Here is a 20447-nt window from a genome sequence, read left to right on the forward strand (position 1 = left end):
AAAAAAAGATGAAACGAGCGGGCAAGAACGCCCGCCCGTCTGGGAAGCGGCTTACCGGACGCCGCGGTACGCGTCGATCACGACCTGGCCTTCGGGGCCGGCGGTCTTGAGCCAGTCGGCGGTCATGGCTTCGCTGATGGAGGCAAGCTCCTTCTTGAGGCTGTCAGACGGTTCTGCAATCGTCATGCCCTTGGCGCCGAGCTCCTTGATGAACTCGCCGTTGAGTCTCTCGCTGGTGACCCAGCCGCGCTGCTCGGCCGCAGCGGCCGCCTTGACCACGGCGTCCTGCAGGGGCTTGTCCAACGCATCAAAGGCCTTCTGGTTCACCACGGTGGCGTTGCGCGGCAACCATGCACTGACAGGGTAGAAGTACTTCACCTGCTCGTACAGCTTGCTTTCCACGCCACTGGCGCTGGAGGTGAGGAAGTTCTGCACGCCGCCGGTGGCCAGTGCCTGCGGCAGTTCTGCCAGCTGGATGGTGACCGGCTGGGCCTTGAGCAACTGCGCAATGCGCGTGGTGGCAGGGTTGTAGGCACGCATCTTCGTGCCAGCCAGATCGGCGGGGGTATTCACCGGCTTGATCGAGTAAAGCGACTGACCGGGCCACGGCACGGTGAACAACACTTTCATGCCCTGGGAGCCCAACAACTTGTCCTGGGCCGGCTTGCCTGCTTCGTACAGGCGCTTGGCCGCGGGGTAAGTGGTGGCCAGGAAGGGAATGGAGTCCATACCGAACAGGGCGTTCTCGTTGGCCGACCCCGACAGGATGAATTCGGCCGCCGGCACCTGACCGGTTTGCACGGCGCGTTTGATTTCGTTGGCTTTGTACAGCGAGCCGCCGGGGTGCACCGTGATCTTGAGCTTGCCGCCGGTGAGCTGGTCCACCTCGTCAGCGAACTGCTGCACGTTCTGGGTCTGGAAACTGTTGGCGGAATACCCCGTGGGAAGGTCCCACTTGGTTTGTGCCGAAGCGGCGCCGGCAAGGGTGACAGCGGTAAGACAGAACAGCATTTTTTTCATCGTGGTCTCCTGGTTCAAAAACTGGCTAACTGGTGGTTGAGAAGGTCGGTGATCAGCATCGCACCGGGGGCGTGGGTGATGCAGAACGCGGGGCGGGCCTGCTGGATCGCGGCTTGCGGCGTGACACCACAGGCCCAGAACACCGGCAGTTCATCGGGCAGCACGTCCACCGCGTCGCCATAGTCGGGGCGCGAGAGGTCGTGAATGCCGATCTGGGACGGATCACCGATGTGCACCGGTGCTCCGTGGACACTGGGAAAGCGCGATGTGACCTGTACGGCGCGGATGGCGTCTGCAGCCTTCATGGGGCGCATGGACACCACCAAAGGGCCACCGAAGAGGCCGGCTGGCTCCGTGGGGATGTTGGTTCGATACATGGCAACGTTGCGCCCCTGCTCAACATGGCGCAACGACAAACCGGCCGCCATCAGCGCCTGCTCAAAGGAAAACGAGCAACCGATCACGAAGCTCACCAGACCTTCACGCCAGAGGTTGGTGATGTCCGTGGGCTCGTCGATCAGTTCACCATGGCGCCAGACTCGATAGCGCGGCAGGTCGGAGCAGATGTTGATGTCCGGACCCAGCGTCGGCAACAGGCGATCGCCTGGCTCCGACACTGCCAGCAGCGGGCAGGGCTTGGGGTTGCGCTGGCAGTAACGCAGGAAATCCACGGCCAACGACTCCGGCAGGATGACAACGTTGCCCTGTACATGCTGGTCGGCCAGGCCGCTGGTGTGTGAACTCCAACGACCTTGGCGGATCAAGCTGCGCACATGGGAAGCGTTCTGAAGGCCGTCCTGCCCGAACACATCCACCGCCAGTTGGGAAGCTGAATCCACCGCGTCTCCTGCTGTTTTCGCATGTCACCGTGATGACGATGGGCGGATTGTGGAGGGCGATCAGCGGGAGTTCAAATTCAAAATATTTCGCTTAGCTCATCGATTTTTTCGATGCTCCGGAACGGGGCACGATGCGCCTGGATGGTGCGCTCACGGCGCGAGCCTTGGTACCAAACTGCGCTTCCACGAAGGCCAAAGCCGACTTCACCACCGTCTCCACGGCGTCCGTGGTGGGGTCTGTCCGATAGCTGGCGTGGATCGGCAACGGCTGCAACACGCTGTTGCACGCCAGCGGGCGCAGGTCGGGGTAGTTCTGCATGCGCTGGACCGCGTAGAGAGGCAGCGTGGCCACACCGAAGCCGCCCTGCACCAGTTGCACCATGGCCGAGATCGACGAGATGGTGTGCACACGACCGGGCTCCACGCCCTCCTGCCGAAACAGATCGATCAGCGCCACATGCGGGTGGGAACCGCGTTGGAAGGTCAACAGTTCCAACTCGGACAATTCGCTCAATGCATAACGGCGCTTGCGATGCAGTTGCGCATGGCCCATGAACACCATCTCCATCGGTGGCAGGCTTCGGCTGCGCACGCCATCGGCCGCCGCGGGCAGCGCGGCGAAGACGATATCCTGCGTGCCGCGTTGCACTTGCTCCACCAGGATGGGCGTGGTCTCCACCGTGAGTTCCAGCGCCAGCGCAGGGTGGTCGGCGCGCAGTTTCTCGATCCAAGGAATCAACCACGAATGCAGCACCGATTCGATGGCGCCAATGCGCAGCGACACCGCCAACGCGGCACCCGACCCCATCTCGGCCTTCACCTCGCGCTGCAGCTCCAGCAGCCGCTGGGCATAGGTGAAGAAGCGTGTTCCCGCCACCGTCAGGCGGAACTGCTTGTCACGCCGATCCAGCAGCAGAACGCCGAGTTCTTCCTCCAGCGCTGCAATGCGGCTGGACATGGCCGATTGCGTGAGGAACAACTTGTCGGCCGCACGCGTGACGCTTTTGAGCGACGCCACCCAGTAAAACGCCTCGACAAATCGCAGGTTCATGGAATCGGCCCCGGGGGAAATACCCGAGCGACTGGCCCGGTATTTGCATTTATGCTGATGGTCCTCGTCATTCAACCATTGTCCCGGAGAAACCATGAAGAACCAATTTGGCCTGTTCGCCGCCGCCCTTGTCCTGGGCACCGCTGCCCACGCACAAACCAAATGGGATTTGCCGGCAGCCTACCCGGCGACCAACTTCCATTCCGTCAACCTCGCTTCATTCGCATCCGATGTGCAGAAGGCCACAGGCGGCAAGCTGCAAATCACCGTGCACCCCGGTGCATCGTTGTTCAAGGCCCCCGAGATCAAGCGCGCGGTGCAGGGTGGGCAGGCACAGATTGGCGAGATCCTGCTGGCCGCGTACCAGAATGAATGGCAGATGTTCGGCGCCGATGGCCTGCCCTTCCTGGCCACCAGTTACGCCGATTCCATGAAGCTCTACAAGGCGCAGAAGCCCATTCTGGAGAAGAAGCTCGCAGAGCAGGGCATGACGCTGCTCTACACCGTGGCCTGGCCACCGCAAGGCATCTACAGCAAGAAACCCCTGAGCAGTGCGGCCGACCTCAAGGGCAGCAAGTGGCGCGCCTACAGCCCGGCCACCTCACGCATCGCCGAACTGGTGGGCGCACAACCGGTCACCGTGCAGGCCGCCGAGCTGTCGCAGGCGCTGGCCACCGGTGCGGTTGAATCCAACATGACCTCGGGCGCCACCGGGGTGGACAGCAAACTTTACGAGCACCTGAAGTTCTACTACGACGTGCAGGCCTGGTTGCCGAAGAACGCCATCATCGTGAACAAGCGCGCGTTCGACGCGCTGGACAAGCCCACGCAGGACGCGCTGCTCAAGGCCGGCGCTGACGCCGAAGCCCGCGGCTGGGCTGCTTCGCAAAAGGTCAACACCGACACGCTGGCCATCCTCAAGGCCAATGGCATGGCGGTGGAATCTCCGTCGGCTGCGCTCAAGGCCGACATGCAGAAGGTGGGCGAGACCATGCTCAAGGAATGGCTTGAAAAAGCGGGTCCCGACGGCCAAGCCATGCTCGACGCGTATAGAAAGTAAACACCTCCGCCGCGCTCCGCGCGACCCCCTCAAGGGGGCGAGACCTGCCGCCCGGCAAAGCCGGTTCGGCGGTCTCACTGGGTTGGACCCGGGCACGCGCAACGGGTCATTCATCTGAAGTCACCTCCCCATGCGCAAACTCCTCGATTCCCTCTACCTTGGCGCGGCCTGGCTGGCCGCGCTGTTCATGATCGGTGTGCTGGTCATGGTGCTGCTCTCGATGCTGGGCCGCATGCTCCAGTTCTATGTACCCGGCACCGATGCCTATGCGGGCTACGCTATGGCGGGCGCCGGCTTTCTCGCGCTGGCACACACCCTCAAGAGCGGTGAACACATCCGTGTGACGCTGATCATCGGCAAGCTCAAGGGTGGTGCGCGGCGCGGGCTGGAGTTGTGGTCGCTCTCGGTGGCTGTTCTGCTGGCCGGTTTGCTGGCGGTGTACGCGTGGCGGTTGTCCTGGCAATCGCACGAGTTTCACGACATTTCCACCTCCGCCGACGCCACACCGCTGTGGATTCCGCAGATCCTCATGGCCGTGGGCACCACAGTTCTGCTGATCGCATTCCTTGACGAGTGGGTCCTGGAATTCCAGCGCAAGCGTTCGCACGACAGCGTGGAGACCCGCCATGAATGAACTGCTCGTCACCTCGCTGCTGATCGTGGCGCTGTTTGCCCTGCTGGGCAGCGGTGTGTGGATCGGCCTCACCCTCGCGGGCGTGGCCTGGATCGGCATGGAGATGTTTTCCTCGCGACCGGCGGGCGACGCCATGGCCATCACCATCTGGGGGTCGGCCAGCAGTTGGACGCTGACCGCGCTGCCCTTGTTCGTGTGGATGGGCGAGATCCTGTTCCGAACGAAGCTGTCGGAGAGCATGTTCCGCGGCCTGGCACCCTGGGTCAACGCCCTGCCCGGTCGGCTGCTGCACACCAACATCCTGGGCAGCACCATCTTCGCTGCGGTCTCGGGCTCGTCGGCTGCCACCTGCGCCACCATCGGCAAGATGACCATCCCCGAGCTCACGCGGCGCGGCTACCCGCCCGAGAAGATCGTTGGTTCGCTGGGTGGTGCCAGCACGCTGGGCCTGCTGATTCCCCCCTCGATCATCATGATCGTTTACGGCGTGGCGGCCGAGGTGTCCATCGCCAAGCTGTTCGTGGCAGGGGTGTTGCCCGGCCTCATGCTGGCCGGGCTGTTCAGTGGCCACCTGATGATCTGGGCCTTGTTCAACCCGCAGAAGGTGCCGCGGAGCGACGCCAGCATGACCTTGGCCCAGAAGCTGAGTGAGTCGCGCCATCTGATCCCGGTGATCCTGCTCATCGGCGGCGTCATCGGCACCATCTATACCGGCATCGCCACCGCCACCGAAGCGGCGGCGGTGGGCGTGGTGGGCGCACTCATCCTCTCGGGCGCTCAAGGCTCGCTCAACTGGATCACCTTCCGCGACTCGTTGCTGGGCGCCACGCGCCTCTATTGCATGATCGCGCTGATCCTCGCCGGTGCGGCCTTCCTCACGCTGGCCATGGGTTACATCGGCCTGCCGCGGCACCTGGCCGAATTCGTCACCGGGCTGGGGCTGTCGCCCGGCGTGTTGCTGCTGGCGCTGGCCTTGTTCTACATCGTGCTCGGCTGTTTTCTTGACGGCATTTCCATGATCGTGCTGACCATGGGTGTGATCCTGCCCACCGTCACTGCCGCCGGCATCGACCTGATCTGGTTCGGTATTTTCATTGTCATCGTGGTCGAGATGGCGCAGATCACACCACCCGTGGGCTTCAACCTGTTCGTGCTGCAAGGCATGACCCAGCGCGAGATCACCTGGATCGCCAAGGTCTGCATGCCCTACTTCTTCCTGATGGTGCTGGCGCTGCTGTTGCTGTGGTGGTTTCCGCAAATCGTTACGTGGTTGCCATCGAGAATGTGACCTCGCCATCACCTAAGATGCAAGGCCCGCCACGATCAACGTGGCGGGCCTTTTTCGTATTGCAGATCAACAAGGATTTTCGTGTTCAAGAATGTGACGATCTACCGCATCGCCCCCGGCTGGACGGCGACGGTGGCAGACATGGAGGCTGCGCTGGACGCGGCCCGTTTCAAGCCCTGCGGCGCCACGCAGGACAAGTCGGTCGGCTGGGTCGAGCCGCGTGGTGAGGCCCACGGTCCGCTGGTGGAGTCGGTGGCCGGCCAGCGCATCCTGAAACTCCAGATCGAGACCAAGGGCGTGCCCGGCTCGGTGGTTAAAAAGAAGGCGCAGGAAGAGGCCGACCACATCGAGGCCACCACCGGCCGCAAGCCCGGCAAGAAGGAAACCAAAGCCCTGCGCGAGGACGCGTTGCTGTCACTTCTGCCGCAGGCGTTTGCGCGACAGATGAACGTGTGGGTCTGGCTCGACCTGGAAGCCGGCTGGTTGGTCACCGACGCCAGCAGCCAAGGGAAGATCGACGAGGTCGTGACCGCCCTGGTGCGCGCCTTCGATGGCCTGGTGATCACACTCCTGCAGACAGCTGTGACGCCGCAAACTGCCATGACGCAGTGGCTCTCGGCCACCACGCCCGACGAATGGCCGGGCGGCTTCGCGGTGGAACGCGAGTGCGAGCTGAAATCGGGCGACGAGGAAAAATCGGTGGTGAAATTCACCCGCCACAACCTCGCCACCGACGAGGTGCGCCAACACATCACCGAGGGCAAACTGCCCACGCGCCTGGCGCTGAGCTGGGAAGGCCGCATCGGCTTCGTGCTCACCGAGTCGCTGCAGCTCAAGAAGATCAATTTCCTCGAAGGTGTGTTCGACGGCCGACCCGACGAAGGCGAGAACGGTTTTGATGCCGACGTGGCCCTGTCCACCGGCGAGTTGCAAAAGCTGTTGCCCGAGCTGGTCGAGGCGCTGGGCGGTGAGATGGCGTTCGGTGCCGCGCCTGCGGGCGACGCACCTGCTGCGGCGCAGCACGCTGCCGTGACCGCCGACGGGGACGACGAAGGCCCGCCCTTCTGAGGTCTGAGCCATGAGCAGCCTGCCCAGCGTCATCGCCATCTGCCTGGGGGCCTGCGTGGGTGCTCTGGCCCGTTGGCGCCTGGGTCTGTGGCTCAGCGCGCCGGGCTCGCTGCTGCCCTGGGGCACCCTCGCCGCCAACTGGATCGGCGCCTACGCCATCGGCCTGTCGCTGGCCTTCTTCAACGCGCAGCCGCACATCGACCCTGTGTGGCGCCTGGCCATCGTCACCGGCCTCCTGGGGGCATTGACGACCTTTTCCACCTTCTCGGCCGAGGTGGTGACGCTGCTGCAGCAAGGCCGCCTCGTGCTGGCCAGCGGCGTGGCCAGCCTGCACCTCGTCGGTTCGCTGCTGCTGACCTGGCTGGGCTTGCGCACGGCTGCGCTCTGGCTCACCCCGGCCTAGGGCCTGTACAGCGCCGCCACCGCGCCGGCCTGCTGCGCCATGCGCTGGCGCATCGCGGGTGGCGCCAGCACCTCGATCTCATCGCCGAAGCCCAGCAATTGCCGGGCGCCCTGCTCGATGGACTCCACGCGGATCGTGACCTCATCACCCATCTGATCGGCATGGGGAATGCGCGCATTCGCCAGCCACTTCATCGCACGGTCTGACACGCGGACGCGAACCTCGATCGAACGCAGGTCCGACTCGAAGCGCGCTGCAGATGCCCGCCAGGTGCCGGCAAGGTCGAAGCTTTTGGGGCGTCTGAAGGCAGCGCCCGTTGTCAGATCCAGCACGCTCGCCAACCGGTAGGTGCGCACGCCGTCGCCCCCACCGCCCCGTGCTGGCGCCTCCACCGCGCGCGCCACCAGATACCACGCACCCGCCTTGAGCACCAGACCCAGCGGCTCCAGCAAGCGCTGCGTCCTGCCCCGCCAGCTTTCGTAGCGCACCTCGATGCGCCGTGCGCGCCAGACCGCATCAGCCGCCTCGCGCAGGAACCGCGGTGCGTCCTGGGTGCGGTACCAATCCACCGCGTCAATGTGCAAGCGTTGGCCGACACGCTCGGCCTGTTCACGCCACTCGCCGGGCAGGCTGGCCACCATCTTCAGGCGGGCCGACGCCGCCGCAGCACCCAGGCCCAGCTCGGTGGCCGGCCCGGGAAGGCCGGCGAGCAACAGTGCGTTGGCCTCGGGCTCGGTCATGCCGGTGAGCTGCGTGCTCCAACCCTCGCGCAACTGAAAACCACCATGCCGCCCGCGTTCGCCCCACAGCGGCACGCCCGCCGCAGAGAGCTGATCGATGTCGCGCAGCACGGTGCGCTCCGAGACCTCCATGGCCTGCGCAAGCGCGCCCGCCGTCAGACGGCCGCGCGCCTGCAACAGCATCAGGATGGAGAGCAATCGGCTGGCTTTCATGGCCCGCCGATTTAAACATGACACAACGTGTCAGGTTATTGGGCAGATCATCGTCACACCATTTTCAAGGAGCCCCCGATGTCTTCCACCCCGTCCGAATCCTCCCTGGTCGAACTGCGTCGCTACACGCTGCACCCCGGCCAGCGAGACACCCTGATCGATCTGTTCGACCGCGAGTTCGTCGAAACCCAGGAGGCGGTCGGCATGCACGTGATCGGCCAGTTCCGCGACCTCGACGACGACCAGCGTTTCGTCTGGCTGCGCGGCTTTGCCGACATGGCCCGCCGCCGCGCGGGCCTGGAGGCTTTCTACGGCGGCCCGGTGTGGCACGCGCACCGCGACGCCGCCAACGCCACCATGGTGGATTCGAACGACGTGTTCCTGCTTCGCCCGGCCTGGCCTGGCGCGGGCATCGACAATCCGACGTCCGGGCGCCTCGCCATCGGCTCTGCGACACCACCCGGCCTGGTGGACGCCAGCGTCTTCCCCCTGCGTGCACCCGCCAGCGACGACCTGCTCAGGCTGTGCCGCGAGGTGCTCTCGCCCGTGCTCCGACAGGGCGGCGCGCGGCGAATCGGCTGGTACGTCAGCGAAGCCCGCCCCAACGACTTTCCGCGCCTGCCGGTGCGCGAGGGCGAGCCGGTGCTGGTCGGCCTGGCGCTGTTCGACCACCTCACAGCCTTCGAGGCCTTCGCCCGCAGCGGCGCCTGGGCGCGCGACGCGCAGCCTGCACTCGCGCCCTGGCTGGCGCGCCCCGCCGAAAGCCACCGCCTGGTGCCCACCGCGCGCTCGGCCCTGCACGCCTGAAACCAACCCTTCGACACCCAAGGAGCCACCCATGACCACCCTCAGTTCACACGACTTCGACTTCCTGCACGGCCCCTGGCGGGTCACGCACCGGCGCCTGCGCGAGCGCCTGTGCGGCAGCGACGACTGGCAGAGCTTCGACGGCAGTTGCAGCGCCCACCCCGTGCTGGGCGGCCAGGGCATCGTCGACGACAACCTGCTGAACCTGCCCGACGGCAGCTACCACGCCGTCACGCTGCGCGCGCACGACCCGCAGACCGGCCGCTGGTCCATCTGGTGGCTCGATGACCGCCACCCGCACCGCCTCGACGTGCCCGTGGTCGGTTCGTTCGACCAAGGCGTCGGCACCTTCTTCGCCGATGACGAACTCGACGGCCGTGCGATCCGTGTGCGCTTCCGCTGGACCGACACGCACACCGCATCGCCGCTCTGGGAGCAGGCGTTCTCCATCGACGCAGGCGCCACATGGGAGGTCAACTGGACGATGTGCTTCCACCGACAGCACACCGCATGAAAACGACGGTGCGGTGGCGAACAGACGTGCGCGCGTCGCACTTTCACAGTGGGCTGCCGAACCCCACACGCTTGCACCGCACCATGACCCAGATCCGCACAGGACAGGCCCCCGCCCCGCTGGAGCGAGCGCAATTCGCCGAGCGCTTTCGGGCCCTCTTCCTGGATCCGGGATTTCGCGCCGAAGACAGCGGTATCGCGCGCCTGGAGGCGATTGCCTGGGATGCCTACAAGGAAGGCCGCAAGGCCCCCTTCACGGAAAAGGCGGGAGCAGGCTATGCCGACCCGGACTACGACCTCTCGGTCGAATGGGTGGCCACCAAGGCACGCATCGACGCGGCTCAGGCCCGGTGGGCGCTGGTCGACACGCCCACCCGTGTGCTGCTGGTGTGCGGCTCGGCGCGCAACGACGGCACCTGCCCCGGTGAAATCTCCAAGACCTTTCGCCTCACGCAGATCGCGCGCGAGGCACTGGAGGCCACCGGAATCGAATGCGATGTGCTCGATCTGAGCCTGATCACGTCCGAGTACCAGCTTCACATCCACCCCTGCAAAGGCTGCGTGTCCACCGCCATGCCGCTGTGCCACTGGCCCTGCAGCTGTTACCCCAACCACGCACTGGGCCAGACGCACGACTGGATGGCCGAGATCTACGAGCGCTGGACCGCCGCGCACGCGGTGCTGATCGTCACGCCGGTGTATTGGTACCAGAGCCCCAGCCCGCTCAAGCTGATGATCGACCGTCTGGTGTGTGCCGACGGCGGCAACCCTGACCCCACCTCTACCGGCGGCAAGAAGGCCGCGCTGGCCAAGACCTTGGAGATGGCAGGCTGGGACTACCCGAAACACCTGGCAGGCCGGGCCTACGGCGTGGTGGTGCATGGTGACGTGGCCGGCATCGAAGGCTCGCGCCACTCGCTGTGCGACTGGCTCGACTGGATGGGATTCATCGACGCTGGTGCCGTCGCCCGGATCGACCGGCACATCGGCTACTACGAACCGTACGCGACCAGCCACGAAGCGCTGGACCGCGATCTCGACGTGCAGGAAGAAACGCGCCAGGCCGCGCAGGCACTCGGCAAGGCGGTGGTCGAGTTGCGCGCTGGCCGGCTGAAATCGCTGCAATCCCCACGCGCCAGGCCGCGGCCGAAGTGAATGCTGGCAGCGGCGTCGCACCCAGCGTCAGCCGCCGCCGCGCTGCATGTACAGATCGAAGCGTTTCATGAACGCGTAGCGCTGCCCGGCATCCAGCCCGCTGAAGGCGAAGTTCACCCGCAGCACCGGCATGCGCATGAGCGCGATCACGCGCGGTGGCTGCTGCGTCCAGCGCAGCGCGAGCCGCCCTGGCGGCACCTCGATGACGGCATGAGCACCTTCGCGGCGCCAGACGCAAGCGCCCACCGCCGCCGGCAACCAACCCAGCCACTCGGCCTCGGTACAACCCATGTCGCGTTCGAAACTTTCCGCGTAGCTCGCCTGCACAGCCCTCAACCCCCGGCAATGGGCGGCCAGATGGCCAGCACATCGCCTTCGGTCAGCGTCGCGCTCAGGCGCTCGTCGGGCTGGATGTACTTGCCGTTGACCAGCACCAGGTGCACCAGCTTGGGCGGCAGGCCGAAGGGCTCGATGATCTGGCTGATCGGTGTCGCCGGATCGATGTCCAGCGACACCTGGTTGCTGCGCCGGGCTTCGGGGGGCAGGTAGTCGGTGAGGGTGGCGAACAGTTTGAAGGTGATGTTCATGGATGGCGAAGGCCCTTCGACAGGCTCAGGGCGAACGGGAAAAAGGACACGTTATTTTCAACGCCTGCGCTCATCCGCGGCACCTGCCCATTGCCCTTGCCCCTGCGCGCTGGCCAGGTAGGCATCCATCAGTTTGGTCGGGTCGTGCATCAGGCGGTCTTTCCAGTCGCCCAGCTTCACCTGGCCTTCCACCAGGCCGCGCATCACGCCCACGTGTTCGGTCCAGCCGACCGAGTTGCAGCCGACCATGACGTCGCCCTGGAACTGCAGGCTCAGGTGGCGCCCGCCGGCCTTGTCGGTGAGCTCGGCGTGTTCACCGCCGGGCACACCTTCCCAGTTGCCAAAGCTGGTGGAGATCATGCCCAGCGTGTCGAGCACGTTGATCTGCGTCACGCCTTTCAGATCGGCCTTCTGGCCCACCATGTTGAGCGCGGCCACGCGCGCCTGCTCGGCGGCATTGGGCTGGATGGCGCTCACGATGGTTTTGCCGCTGACCTTGTCAAAGGCCTCTGCGCAATCGCCGGCGGCGTAAATGCCCGGCACATTGGTCTGCAGGTGTTCGTCGGTGAGCACGCCCACGAGGCAGGTGATGCCCGAGTCTTTCAGGAAGCCGATGGCCGGGCGCACGCCGGTGGCGCTGATCACCAGATCGGCCTCCACCGTCTGCCCGCCCGAGAGCTTGACGCGCAAGCCCTTGGCCGGCTCGGACGAGCCCAGGCCGATGGCACTGGCGATCCTGCCCACCACACCCGAGGGCTCCGAGGCGAGTTCGATCCCCTCCACCTTGGTGCCGGTGTAGACCTTCACGCCCTTCTTCTCGCACCAGTCGCGGATCATGCCGCCGGCGGTCGGGCCCATCATGCGCGGCACCATGCGGTCGCCCATTTCCACCACGCTCAGCTCCACACCACGCGCGGCCAAGGCTTCCATGATGATGCAGCCGATGAAGCCAGCGCCCATCTGCAGCACGCGGGCGCCCGGCTTGGCCAGGGCCATGATGGCGCGTGCGTCCTCCAGCGTCCAGCAGGGATGCACGCCGGGTGAGTCCATGCCGGGAATCGGCGGGCGCACGGGGTGCGAGCCGGTGGCGATCAGCAGCTTGTCGAACGTGAGCTGGGTCCCGTTGTCCAGCGTCACGGTGCGCGCCTGGGCATCCACCGACGTGGCGCGTCCGGGCACCTGGTCGATGCGCAGATCGGCGTAGTGCGTGAGGCTCTTGCGCAGGTAGGTGCCGGTTTCCTTGACGTTGCCCATCAGCAGATACGGAATGGCCATGCGCGAGTACGGCGGCTCGGCCTCGTCGCCCACCAGGGTGATGGTGTCGGCGGGGGCATGCTTGCGGATGGTCTCGGCGGCGATGACACCGGCGGGGCCGGCGCCCAGGATGACGTGGTGCATGTCTTGTCTCCTCGAAAAAAGAAAGGGGGCAGCGTGGTGACTGCCCCCTGGGTTCAGGCCAAGGCTCTTGGGCGCCAGGCCTTACAGACTCAGGCGTGCCCGGGTCTCGGCCGTGGGGCGACCTTCCGTGTCCCAGCCGCGCGCGGCGTAGTACTTGGGCAGCATCTCGGGCAGCTTGCTCACCATGCCCTTGGAAGCACCGGTCTTGGCGGCTTCGGTCAGCAGGCGCTTGGGCAGGCTGTCGTCCTTGGACGTGAAGCCAGCGGCGTTGTTGAATTCGCGCTCCATGTTCCAGATGCGCTCACCGATCTTCTCCAGCTCCTCGGTGGTGAACTCTTCGTCACACGCGGCTTGCAGTTGCGGCGCCAGATCGGCCACGCCCCAGGCGAAGGTGGTGAACACGCACAGGCCGGACGAGTCGAACGCGGCGGTGGCGTCCTGGAACGCCTTCACCAGTTCGGGCTTGCCTTCGCTCTCCACCGGATCGGTCTTCACCGGAATGCCCAGCACTTCGGAAGCAATGGTGTAGCCACGCAGGTGGCAGGCGCCGCGGTTGGAGGTGGCGTAGGCCAGGCCGATGCCCTGGATCGCGCGACCGTCGTAGGCCGGGAATTCCTGGCCCTTCACGCTCATCGACAGATCGGGGTGGCCGTACTTCTTCGTCAGGCGGGCCGAGCCCATGCCGATCTCCTTGCCGAAGCCTTCGCCCTTGGCGGTGATCTCGGCGAAGTGGGCCAGCGCTTGCGCCGAGCCGAATTTCGCGTCGATGCCGAGCTGTTCCTGGGTGAGCACGCCCATCTCGTAGAGCTCCATGACAGCGCCCACGGTGGCGCCGAAGCTGATGGGGTCGAAGCCTTCTTCGTTGCACAGCAGGTTGGCGTATTGCAGGGCTTCCAGATCGTTCACGCCGTTGGCAGCGCCCAGCGCCCAGGCCGCTTCGTATTCCAGGCCGCCGTTGGCGCCCCAGTACTGCGGCTTGTTCTTCACCGTGAAGTGGTTCTCGTCCATCTTGCTGATGCGCCCACAGGCGATGGTGCAACCGAAGCAGGCCTGGTTCGTCACCAGGTGCTTCTTGCCATCGCTCTCGCGCGGTGTGACCATGGCTTCGGCCGAGATGTCCTTCGCGCCTTCGAACTGCACGTCACGGTGGTTGCGCGTGGGCAGCGCACCGATCTCGTTGATCACGTTCATGAGCACCTGCGTGCCGTAGGCCGGCAGGCCCTGGCCCGTCACCGCGTTCTCGGCCAGGATCTTTTTCTTCTCGAAGGTGGTCTTCATGAAGGCCTTCGGGTCCCGGATGTTGCCCACGCCCTTGGTGCCGCGCACGGCGATGGCTTTCAGGTTCTTGCTGCCCATCACGGCGCCCACGCCCGAGCGGCCAGCCGCGCGGTGCAGATCGTTCACCACAGCCGCATAGAGCACGCCGTTTTCACCGGCCTTGCCAATGCTCGACACCCGCACCAGCGGGTCCTGCAGGCTCGACTTGAGCACCTCCTCGGTCTTCCACACGCTCTGGCCCCAAAGGTGACCTGCGTCGCGCAGCTCGACCTCGTCGTCGTTGATGTAGAGGTAGACCGGCTTCGGGCTCTTGCCCTCGAAGATGATCATGTCCCAGCCGGCCATCTTGAGCTCGGCCCCCCAGTAGCCGCCCGAATTCGAGCAGGCGATGGCGCCTGTCAGCGGGCCCTTGGTGATGACGGTGTAACGGCCACCGGTGGAGGCCATGGTGCCGGTCAACGGGCCGGTGGCCCAGATGATCTTGTTCTCGGGCGAGAGCGGGTCGACCTTGGGGTCGACTTCACTCACCAGGTACTTGCTGCCCAGCCCGCGCGAGCCGATGTAGGCACGTGCCCATTCGGTGTTCAGCGGTTCGGACTTCACGGTGCCCGCGGTCAGGTTGACGCGGAGGATTTTTCCAGCCCATGACATGTTGATGCTCCTTGATTGGTCAGTTGGGGTCAGAGCACATCGCTGCGCGAGTGGTCTGACCCACAAGGTTTCAGGCTTGGGGTCAGGCGGCGGAAGGCTGGTTGCCCAACTTGTCGGCCCACTGCTTCATCTTGTCCATGCCGGTCCAGTTGGCATCGATGAAGGTGATGGCGGCGGTCGGGCAGGCTTCGGCGCACGCCGGCTCGCCACCGCACAGGTCGCACTTCTGGACCTTGCCGGTTTCCTGCACGTAGTTGATCGTGCCGAAGGGGCAGGCGATGGTGCAGACCTTGCAACCCACGCAGGTGGTCTCGTTCACCACCTTGGCACCCGTCATCTTGTCCACCGTGATCGCCTCCACCGGGCAGGCGTGCAGGCACCAGGCCTCGTCGCACTGCGTGCAGGTGTAGGGCACCTTCTTGCCGGTGTGGTGAAAGTCAAAAACCTTGATGCGCGACTTCGACGTGGCGTAAGTGCCGTAGTTCTCGAACGAACAGGCCATTTCGCACTGCAGGCAGCCGGTGCATTTGTCGGGATTGATGTGAAGGACTTTTTGCATCGTTATGTCTCCGTGGGGGTAACAGACGCGGTGCGCACGAACAGCGCCTATGTACATCTGCTCATACGATTTTTTGTGCCCCTCCCTTTTTCGTGTTCAGGGTTTACCCGTGTTTCCGTCCGGCCAGGCCAAAAAGTCTCAGATTGAGACACGGGGCAATTGCCCGGGAAAACGGCGCCGTCCAGGCCTTCGTGGAGATTCGCCAGGCCGCTCCCGCGGCCCCCGACCACATTGGCACACCGTTGCATAGCCAGGGTCCGGTTTCAAGCCGGAACGGTCTGCATTGTCGGGCGCCACCAGGCCCACGGCCGGGCGCTTCTCCCGGGCGTCAGCGTCTCAATTTGAGAATGTTTGAAGCGGTGGAATTGAACCGAGTGTTAACCCTCAATCCAGGCCCATCCAGCCATGCTCCACTGCGCCTAAGCAACCACAAGGAGACAAGCATGCAGGTTCAACTGAAGGTCAACGGCAAGGCCGTGACGGTCGATGCAGCGCCCCACACGCTGCTGGTCCAGACGATCCGCGAACACCTCAAGCTCACCGGCACCCACGTCGGTTGCGACACCGCCCAATGCGGCGCGTGCACGGTGCTGGTGGACGGCCGCGCGGTGAAGTCCTGCAACATGCTGCTGGCCCAGGCCGCCGGCAGCGACATCACCACGATCGAGGGACTGGCTGCGGCCGACGGGACCATGCATCCCATGCAAGCCGCCTTCAAGGACTGTCATGGCCTGCAATGCGGTTTCTGCACGCCCGGCATGGTGTTGAGTTCGATCAGCCTGTGCAGGAGCCACCCCAACGCCAGCGCCAGGGAGATTCGCGAAGGGCTGGAGGGCAACCTGTGCCGCTGCACCGGTTACCAGAACATCGTCAAGGCCGTTCAACAAGGCGCCGCTGCGCTCAAGGCATAAGGAGCCAACAACATGGGTGCCATCGACTTCGCCAAACTCCCCCACATCGGGGAATCCCTCCTGCGCAAGGAGGACTACCGCTTTCTCACCGGCGCCGGCCAGTACACCGACGACATCGTGCTGCCCAACATGCACCACGCGGTGTTCGTGCGCTCGCCGCACGCCCACGCCAACATCCGCAAGATCGACAAGGCCGCCGCGCTCAAGGCCGAAGGTGTGATCGGCATCTTCGACGGCAACGACGTCGCGGCCGACAAGATCGGCGGCCTGCCCTGCGGCTGGCTGATCACCGACGTCAACGGCGAGCCCATGAAGGAGCCGCCCCACCCCATCCTGGCCTTCGGCAAGGTGCGCTACGTGGGCGACCACGTCGCCATGGTGGTGGCCGACACGCTGGAGAACGCGAAGAACGCGGCCGAGCTGGTGGAGGTGGACTACGAGCCGCTGGCCGCCGTGGTTGATGTGCGCGATGCCATGAAATCGGGGGCACCCGCGTTGCACGAAGCCGCCGCCGACAACCACTGCTACAAGTGGGCCATCGGCGACAAGGGCCAGGTGGACGCGGCTTTCGCCAACGCCGCGCACGTGACCAAGATCGACCTGATCAACAACCGGCTCGCGCCCAACCCGATGGAGCCGCGCGCGGCCATCGCCTCGTACAACCGCGCCGGTGACGACTACACGCTCTACGTGGCCAACCAGAACCCGCACGTCGAGCGCCTGCTGCTCACCGCCTTCGTGATGGGCCTGCCCGAGCACAAGGTGCGCGTGATCGCGCCCGACGTGGGCGGCGGCTTCGGCGCCAAGATCTACCTCTACGCCGAAGACGTGTGCCTGACCTGGGCCTCCAAGAAGCTCAACTGCGCGATCAAGTGGAACTGCGACCGCTCGGAAGCCTTCCTCTGCGACGCCCATGGCCGCGACCACGTGACGCATGCCGAGATGGCGCTCGACAAGGACGGTCACTTCCTCGCCTTCCGCGTGCACACCGACGCCAACCTCGGCGCCTACCTCTCCACCTTCTCCACCGCGGTGCCCACCATCCTGTACGCCACGCTGCTCGCGGGCCAGTACAAGACACCACAGGTCTACGTGGAGGTGGACGCCTGGTTCACCAACACCGCGCCGGTGGACGCCTACCGCGGTGCCGGCCGGCCCGAGGCCACCTACCTGCTGGAGCGCATCGTGAGCCGCGCCGCGTGGGAGACCGGCCTCGCGCAGGACGAGATCCGCCGCCGCAACTTCATCACCGAGTTCCCCTACCAGACCCCGGTGGCCCTGCAGTACGACACCGGCGACTTCCCGCAGTGCATGGAAAAAGCCAACGAACTGGCCGAAATGTCCAGCTTCGCGCAACGCAAGGACGCGTCCAAGGCCAAGGGCCTGCTGCGTGGCGTGGGCTACAGCAGCTACATCGAGGCCTGCGGCCTGGCACCCAGCAACATCGCGGGTGCGCTCGGTGCGCGCGCCGGCCTGTTCGAGTGCGGCGAAGTGCGCGTGCACCCCACCGGCAGCGTGACGGTGTTCACCGGCTCGCACAGCCACGGCCAGGGACACGAAACCACCTTTGCGCAGGTCGTGGCTTCGCGCCTGGGCCTGGACCCGTCGCAGGTGGACATCGTGCACGGCGACACCGGCCGCGTGCCCTTCGGCATGGGCACCTACGGCTCGCGCTCCATCTCGGTGGGCGGCTCGGCCATCATGCGTGCGCTCGACAAGATCGAGGCCAAGGCCAAGAAGATCGCGGCCCACCTGATGGAGACCGGCGACGCCGACGTGGACTTCGCCAACGGCGAATTCACTGTGAAGGGCACCGACAAGAAGGTCACCTTCGGCCAGGTCGCGCTCACCGCCTACGTGCCGCACAACTACCCGCTGGACAAGCTGGAGCCGGGCCTGAACGAAACCGCGTTCTACGACCCGACCAACTTCACCTTCCCGGCCGGCACGCACATCTGCGAGGTCGAGGTCGACCCCAACACCGGCGTGGTGCGCATCGACCGTTTCACAGCGGTGGACGACTTCGGCACCATCATCAACCCGATGATCGTCGAGGGCCAGGTGCACGGCGGCCTGGTGCAGGGCATCGGCCAGGCCTTGCTGGAGCACTGTGTGTACGACCGCGAAACCGGCCAGCTCGTCACCGGCTCGTTCATGGACTACGCCATGCCGCGCGCCGACGACGTGCCCGATTTCAAACTCGGCCATGTGGTCACGCCCTGCACCACCAACCCGCTGGGCACCAAGGGCTGCGGCGAGGCCGGCGCCATCGGCTCGCCCCCCGCGGTGATCAACGCCGTGCTCGACGCCCTCGCCCCGCTGGGTGTGAAGGACCTCGACATGCCCGCGAGCCCGAACCGCGTGTGGCAGGCCATCCAGGCCGCGAAGTAAGGAGAAGCACCATGTACGCATTCACCCTTGAGCAACCCAAGACCCTGGCCGACGCCAAGCGCCTCACCGCGGGCGGCGCACAGGCTCTGGCGGGAGGCCAGACCCTGATCGCTTCGATGAAGCAGCGCCTGATGCGGCCCGAAAACCTGGTCGACCTGGGCGGCGTGGCCGAGCTGCGCGGCATCAAGGTCGATGGCCAGAACCTGGTCATCGGCGCCATGACCTGCCACCAGGACGTGGCCAACAACGCGGACGTGCGCAAGCACATCCCGGGGTTGGCGGCGCTGGCCGACGGCATCGGCGACCGCCAGGTCCGTGCCATGGGCACGATGGGCGGCTCGGTCGCCAACAACGACCCGGCCGCGTGTTACCCGAGCGCGGTGCTGGGCCTGGGCGCCACCGTCGTCACCGACCGGCGCCAGATCGCGGCCGACGACTTCTTCCAGGGCCTGTACACCACGGCGCTGGAACCGGGCGAACTCATCACCGCGATCCGCTTCCCCATCCCGAGCAAGGCGGCCTACGCCAAGTTCCGCCAGCCGGCCTCCCGCTTTGCGCTGGTGGGCGTGTTCGTGGCCCTCACCCCGGGCGGCCCGCGCGTGGCCATCACCGGCACCGGCAACGGCGTGTTCCGCCACCAAGGCCTGGAAGCGGCGCTGGCCAAGAGTTTCACGCCCGAAGCGGTGAAGGACGTGCAGATCGACGCCAGCGAGATCAGTGGCGACCTGCACGCCAGCGCGGCCTACCGGGCGCACCTGATCACGGTGCAGACGCAGGCCGCGGTGCGGCAGGCAAACGGATGAGCCGCTTGCCCGCCGACACCGACTCCATCGACGGCCTCACCCACGCCCTGCAAGGCGTTGGCTACCACGCTCCCCGGCGGCTGGCCACCGCCGTTTTTCTGGCGATGCGACTGCAGCGCCCCCTGCTGCTCGAAGGTGAGCCCGGCGTGGGCAAGACCGCGCTGGCCAAGGCCCTCGCCCAGCTGCTCGGCCGCCCGCTGCTGCGCCTGCAGTGTTACGACGGCATGGAGCAGCGCGAGGCTCTCTACGAGTGGAACCACACCGCGCAGCTGCTGCACATGCGCGCGGCGCAGGCCACCTCCACACCCGACGAGATCGAGCGCGAGGTCTACCAGGCGCGTTACCTGATCCGCCGCCCGCTGCTGCAGGCGCTGCAGACGCCCGAGCCCGGCGCGGTGCTGCTGATCGACGAAGTGGACCGCGCCGACGAACCCTTCGAAGCCTTCCTGCTCGAGTACCTGGGCGAATACCAGGTCACCATTCCCGAACTCGGCACCATCAAGGCCGTGGCCGCGCCGCTGACCATCCTCACCAGCAACCGCACGCGCGACCTCAACGACGCCGTCAAGCGCCGCTGCCTGTACCAGTGGCTGGACTACCCCGACCGCGAGCGCGAGCTCGCCATCGTCAAGAGCCAGGTGCCAGAGGCCAGCGCCACGCTCACCGAGCAGGTCACGCGCTTCGTCTCGCGCCTGCGCAGCCAGCCCTTCGCCAACGCCTTCCAGCGCAGCCCCGGCATCGCCGAGAGCGTGGAATGGGCCAAGGCGCTGGTGGCACTGGACACGCTCACTCTGGATCCCGAGGTGATCCAGGACACGGCGGGCATCCTGTTCAAGCAGCGCGAGGATGTGGCTGCTTTGTTGCCGATGCTGGACCAGTTGTTGGCGCCTGAACCTGTTTGACTGTACTTGTCGTGGAAACCTTGTTTGCCTGCACCACTTCCGGGCCGCTGGGGCGTGTGTCCGTTCTCCGGCGCTCGGTCGCGGACGTCTGCCCGGGCGCTCGGAGTCGCGCTTCATCAACCACGTGGTCTGGGCTCGCCCTCTGTGGCAACCGCGAATGGCGCCTGCGCCCGGAC

The 20447-nt window shown here is 65.8% G+C and carries 21 protein-coding genes; 12 read left to right on the forward strand and 9 right to left on the reverse strand.

The window, feature by feature from the left end; all coding sequences use genetic code 11:
- Positions 1-51: 51 nt before the first annotated feature.
- The 3 genes from ASE11_RS20075 to ASE11_RS20085 all read right to left on the reverse strand — a co-directional run bounded on the left by ASE11_RS20075 (position 52) and on the right by ASE11_RS20085 (position 2910).
- Entirely contained in the window at positions 52-1020 is a 969-nt protein-coding gene (locus ASE11_RS20075; RefSeq protein WP_056275720.1) for a TRAP transporter substrate-binding protein, read from the reverse strand.
- Positions 1021-1034: 14 nt separating this feature from the next.
- Positions 1035-1859, reverse strand: a complete 825-nt coding sequence (locus ASE11_RS20080) for a putative hydro-lyase (protein WP_082585889.1) — start codon at positions 1857-1859, stop codon at positions 1035-1037.
- 91 nt (positions 1860-1950) lie between these two features.
- Positions 1951-2910, reverse strand: coding sequence for a LysR family transcriptional regulator (locus tag ASE11_RS20085; protein WP_056275723.1), 960 nt, complete (start codon positions 2908-2910; stop codon positions 1951-1953).
- 94 nt (positions 2911-3004) lie between these two features.
- Between ASE11_RS20085 and ASE11_RS20090 the strand changes: the two genes are divergently transcribed.
- The 5 genes from ASE11_RS20090 to crcB all read left to right on the forward strand — a co-directional run bounded on the left by ASE11_RS20090 (position 3005) and on the right by crcB (position 7363).
- The gene (locus ASE11_RS20090; protein WP_056275726.1) at positions 3005-3970 is read left to right on the forward strand and encodes a TRAP transporter substrate-binding protein; all 966 of its coding nucleotides are present in this window, start codon (positions 3005-3007) and stop codon (positions 3968-3970) included.
- A 130-nt stretch (positions 3971-4100) separates the two neighbouring features.
- Positions 4101-4604, forward strand: a complete 504-nt coding sequence (locus tag ASE11_RS20095) for a TRAP transporter small permease (protein WP_056275728.1) — start codon at positions 4101-4103, stop codon at positions 4602-4604.
- Entirely contained in the window at positions 4597-5892 is a 1296-nt protein-coding gene (locus tag ASE11_RS20100) for a TRAP transporter large permease (protein ID WP_056275732.1), read from the forward strand. The genes ASE11_RS20095 and ASE11_RS20100 overlap by 8 nt, the downstream gene beginning before the upstream one ends.
- Before the next feature lie 81 nt (positions 5893-5973).
- On the forward strand, positions 5974-6960 hold the full coding sequence (locus ASE11_RS20105; protein WP_056275735.1) for a recombination-associated protein RdgC: 987 nt from the start codon (positions 5974-5976) through the stop codon (positions 6958-6960).
- A gap of 10 nt (positions 6961-6970) precedes the next feature.
- A complete protein-coding gene (gene crcB, locus ASE11_RS20110) occupies positions 6971-7363 on the forward strand; it encodes a fluoride efflux transporter CrcB (protein WP_056275739.1) in 393 nt (130 codons plus the stop codon).
- Here the strand turns inward: crcB and ASE11_RS20115 are convergent.
- A complete protein-coding gene (locus ASE11_RS20115) occupies positions 7360-8316 on the reverse strand; it encodes a helix-turn-helix transcriptional regulator (protein WP_056275742.1) in 957 nt (318 codons plus the stop codon). The genes crcB and ASE11_RS20115 overlap by 4 nt on opposite strands.
- 78 nt (positions 8317-8394) lie before the next feature.
- Here ASE11_RS20115 and ASE11_RS20120 point away from each other — a divergent pair, with 78 nt between their 5' ends.
- The 3 genes from ASE11_RS20120 (at position 8395) to ASE11_RS20130 (ending at position 10791) form a co-directional block, all read left to right on the forward strand.
- Positions 8395-9123, forward strand: coding sequence for an NIPSNAP family protein (locus tag ASE11_RS20120; RefSeq protein ID WP_056275745.1), 729 nt, complete (start codon positions 8395-8397; stop codon positions 9121-9123).
- Positions 9124-9154: 31 nt separating this feature from the next.
- Positions 9155-9637, forward strand: coding sequence for a hypothetical protein (locus ASE11_RS20125; protein ID WP_056275748.1), 483 nt, complete (start codon positions 9155-9157; stop codon positions 9635-9637).
- Positions 9638-9720: 83 nt separating this feature from the next.
- Positions 9721-10791 (forward strand): flavodoxin family protein, encoded by a 1071-nt coding sequence (locus ASE11_RS20130; RefSeq protein ID WP_056276427.1) that lies wholly within the window; start codon positions 9721-9723, stop codon positions 10789-10791.
- Positions 10792-10818: 27 nt separating this feature from the next.
- Here ASE11_RS20130 and ASE11_RS20135 read toward each other — a convergent pair whose 3' ends face one another.
- The 5 genes from ASE11_RS20135 to ASE11_RS20155 form a co-directional block, all read right to left on the reverse strand.
- Positions 10819-11082 (reverse strand): hypothetical protein, encoded by a 264-nt coding sequence (locus tag ASE11_RS20135; protein ID WP_235501374.1) that lies wholly within the window; start codon positions 11080-11082, stop codon positions 10819-10821.
- 41 nt (positions 11083-11123) lie between these two features.
- Entirely contained in the window at positions 11124-11378 is a 255-nt protein-coding gene (gene thiS / locus ASE11_RS20140; RefSeq protein WP_056275753.1) for a sulfur carrier protein ThiS, read from the reverse strand.
- A gap of 57 nt (positions 11379-11435) precedes the next feature.
- The gene (locus tag ASE11_RS20145) at positions 11436-12776 is read right to left on the reverse strand and encodes an NAD(P)/FAD-dependent oxidoreductase (RefSeq protein WP_056275757.1); all 1341 of its coding nucleotides are present in this window, start codon (positions 12774-12776) and stop codon (positions 11436-11438) included.
- Between the two features lie 81 nt (positions 12777-12857).
- Complete coding sequence (locus tag ASE11_RS20150; RefSeq protein WP_056275760.1) at positions 12858-14705, reverse strand: aldehyde ferredoxin oxidoreductase family protein; 1848 nt, start codon at positions 14703-14705, stop codon at positions 12858-12860.
- A gap of 82 nt (positions 14706-14787) precedes the next feature.
- Entirely contained in the window at positions 14788-15264 is a 477-nt protein-coding gene (locus tag ASE11_RS20155) for a 4Fe-4S dicluster domain-containing protein (RefSeq protein ID WP_056275763.1), read from the reverse strand.
- A gap of 443 nt (positions 15265-15707) precedes the next feature.
- Here ASE11_RS20155 and ASE11_RS20160 point away from each other — a divergent pair, with 443 nt between their 5' ends.
- Genes ASE11_RS20160 through ASE11_RS20175 form a run of 4 tightly spaced genes read left to right on the forward strand, consistent with a single transcriptional unit; the run spans position 15708 to position 20271 of the window.
- Entirely contained in the window at positions 15708-16175 is a 468-nt protein-coding gene (locus ASE11_RS20160; protein WP_056275765.1) for a (2Fe-2S)-binding protein, read from the forward strand.
- A gap of 12 nt (positions 16176-16187) precedes the next feature.
- On the forward strand, positions 16188-18566 hold the full coding sequence (locus tag ASE11_RS20165; protein WP_056275767.1) for a xanthine dehydrogenase family protein molybdopterin-binding subunit: 2379 nt from the start codon (positions 16188-16190) through the stop codon (positions 18564-18566).
- Positions 18567-18577: 11 nt separating this feature from the next.
- Positions 18578-19369, forward strand: coding sequence for an FAD binding domain-containing protein (locus ASE11_RS20170; RefSeq protein ID WP_056275770.1), 792 nt, complete (start codon positions 18578-18580; stop codon positions 19367-19369).
- The gene (locus ASE11_RS20175; protein ID WP_056275773.1) at positions 19366-20271 is read left to right on the forward strand and encodes an AAA family ATPase; all 906 of its coding nucleotides are present in this window, start codon (positions 19366-19368) and stop codon (positions 20269-20271) included. The genes ASE11_RS20170 and ASE11_RS20175 overlap by 4 nt, the downstream gene beginning before the upstream one ends.
- Positions 20272-20447: the final 176 nt, after the last annotated feature.

This window comes from Hydrogenophaga sp. Root209 (genome assembly GCF_001428625.1).
In the GTDB taxonomy this organism is placed as follows: Bacteria; Pseudomonadota; Gammaproteobacteria; order Burkholderiales; family Burkholderiaceae_C; genus Hydrogenophaga.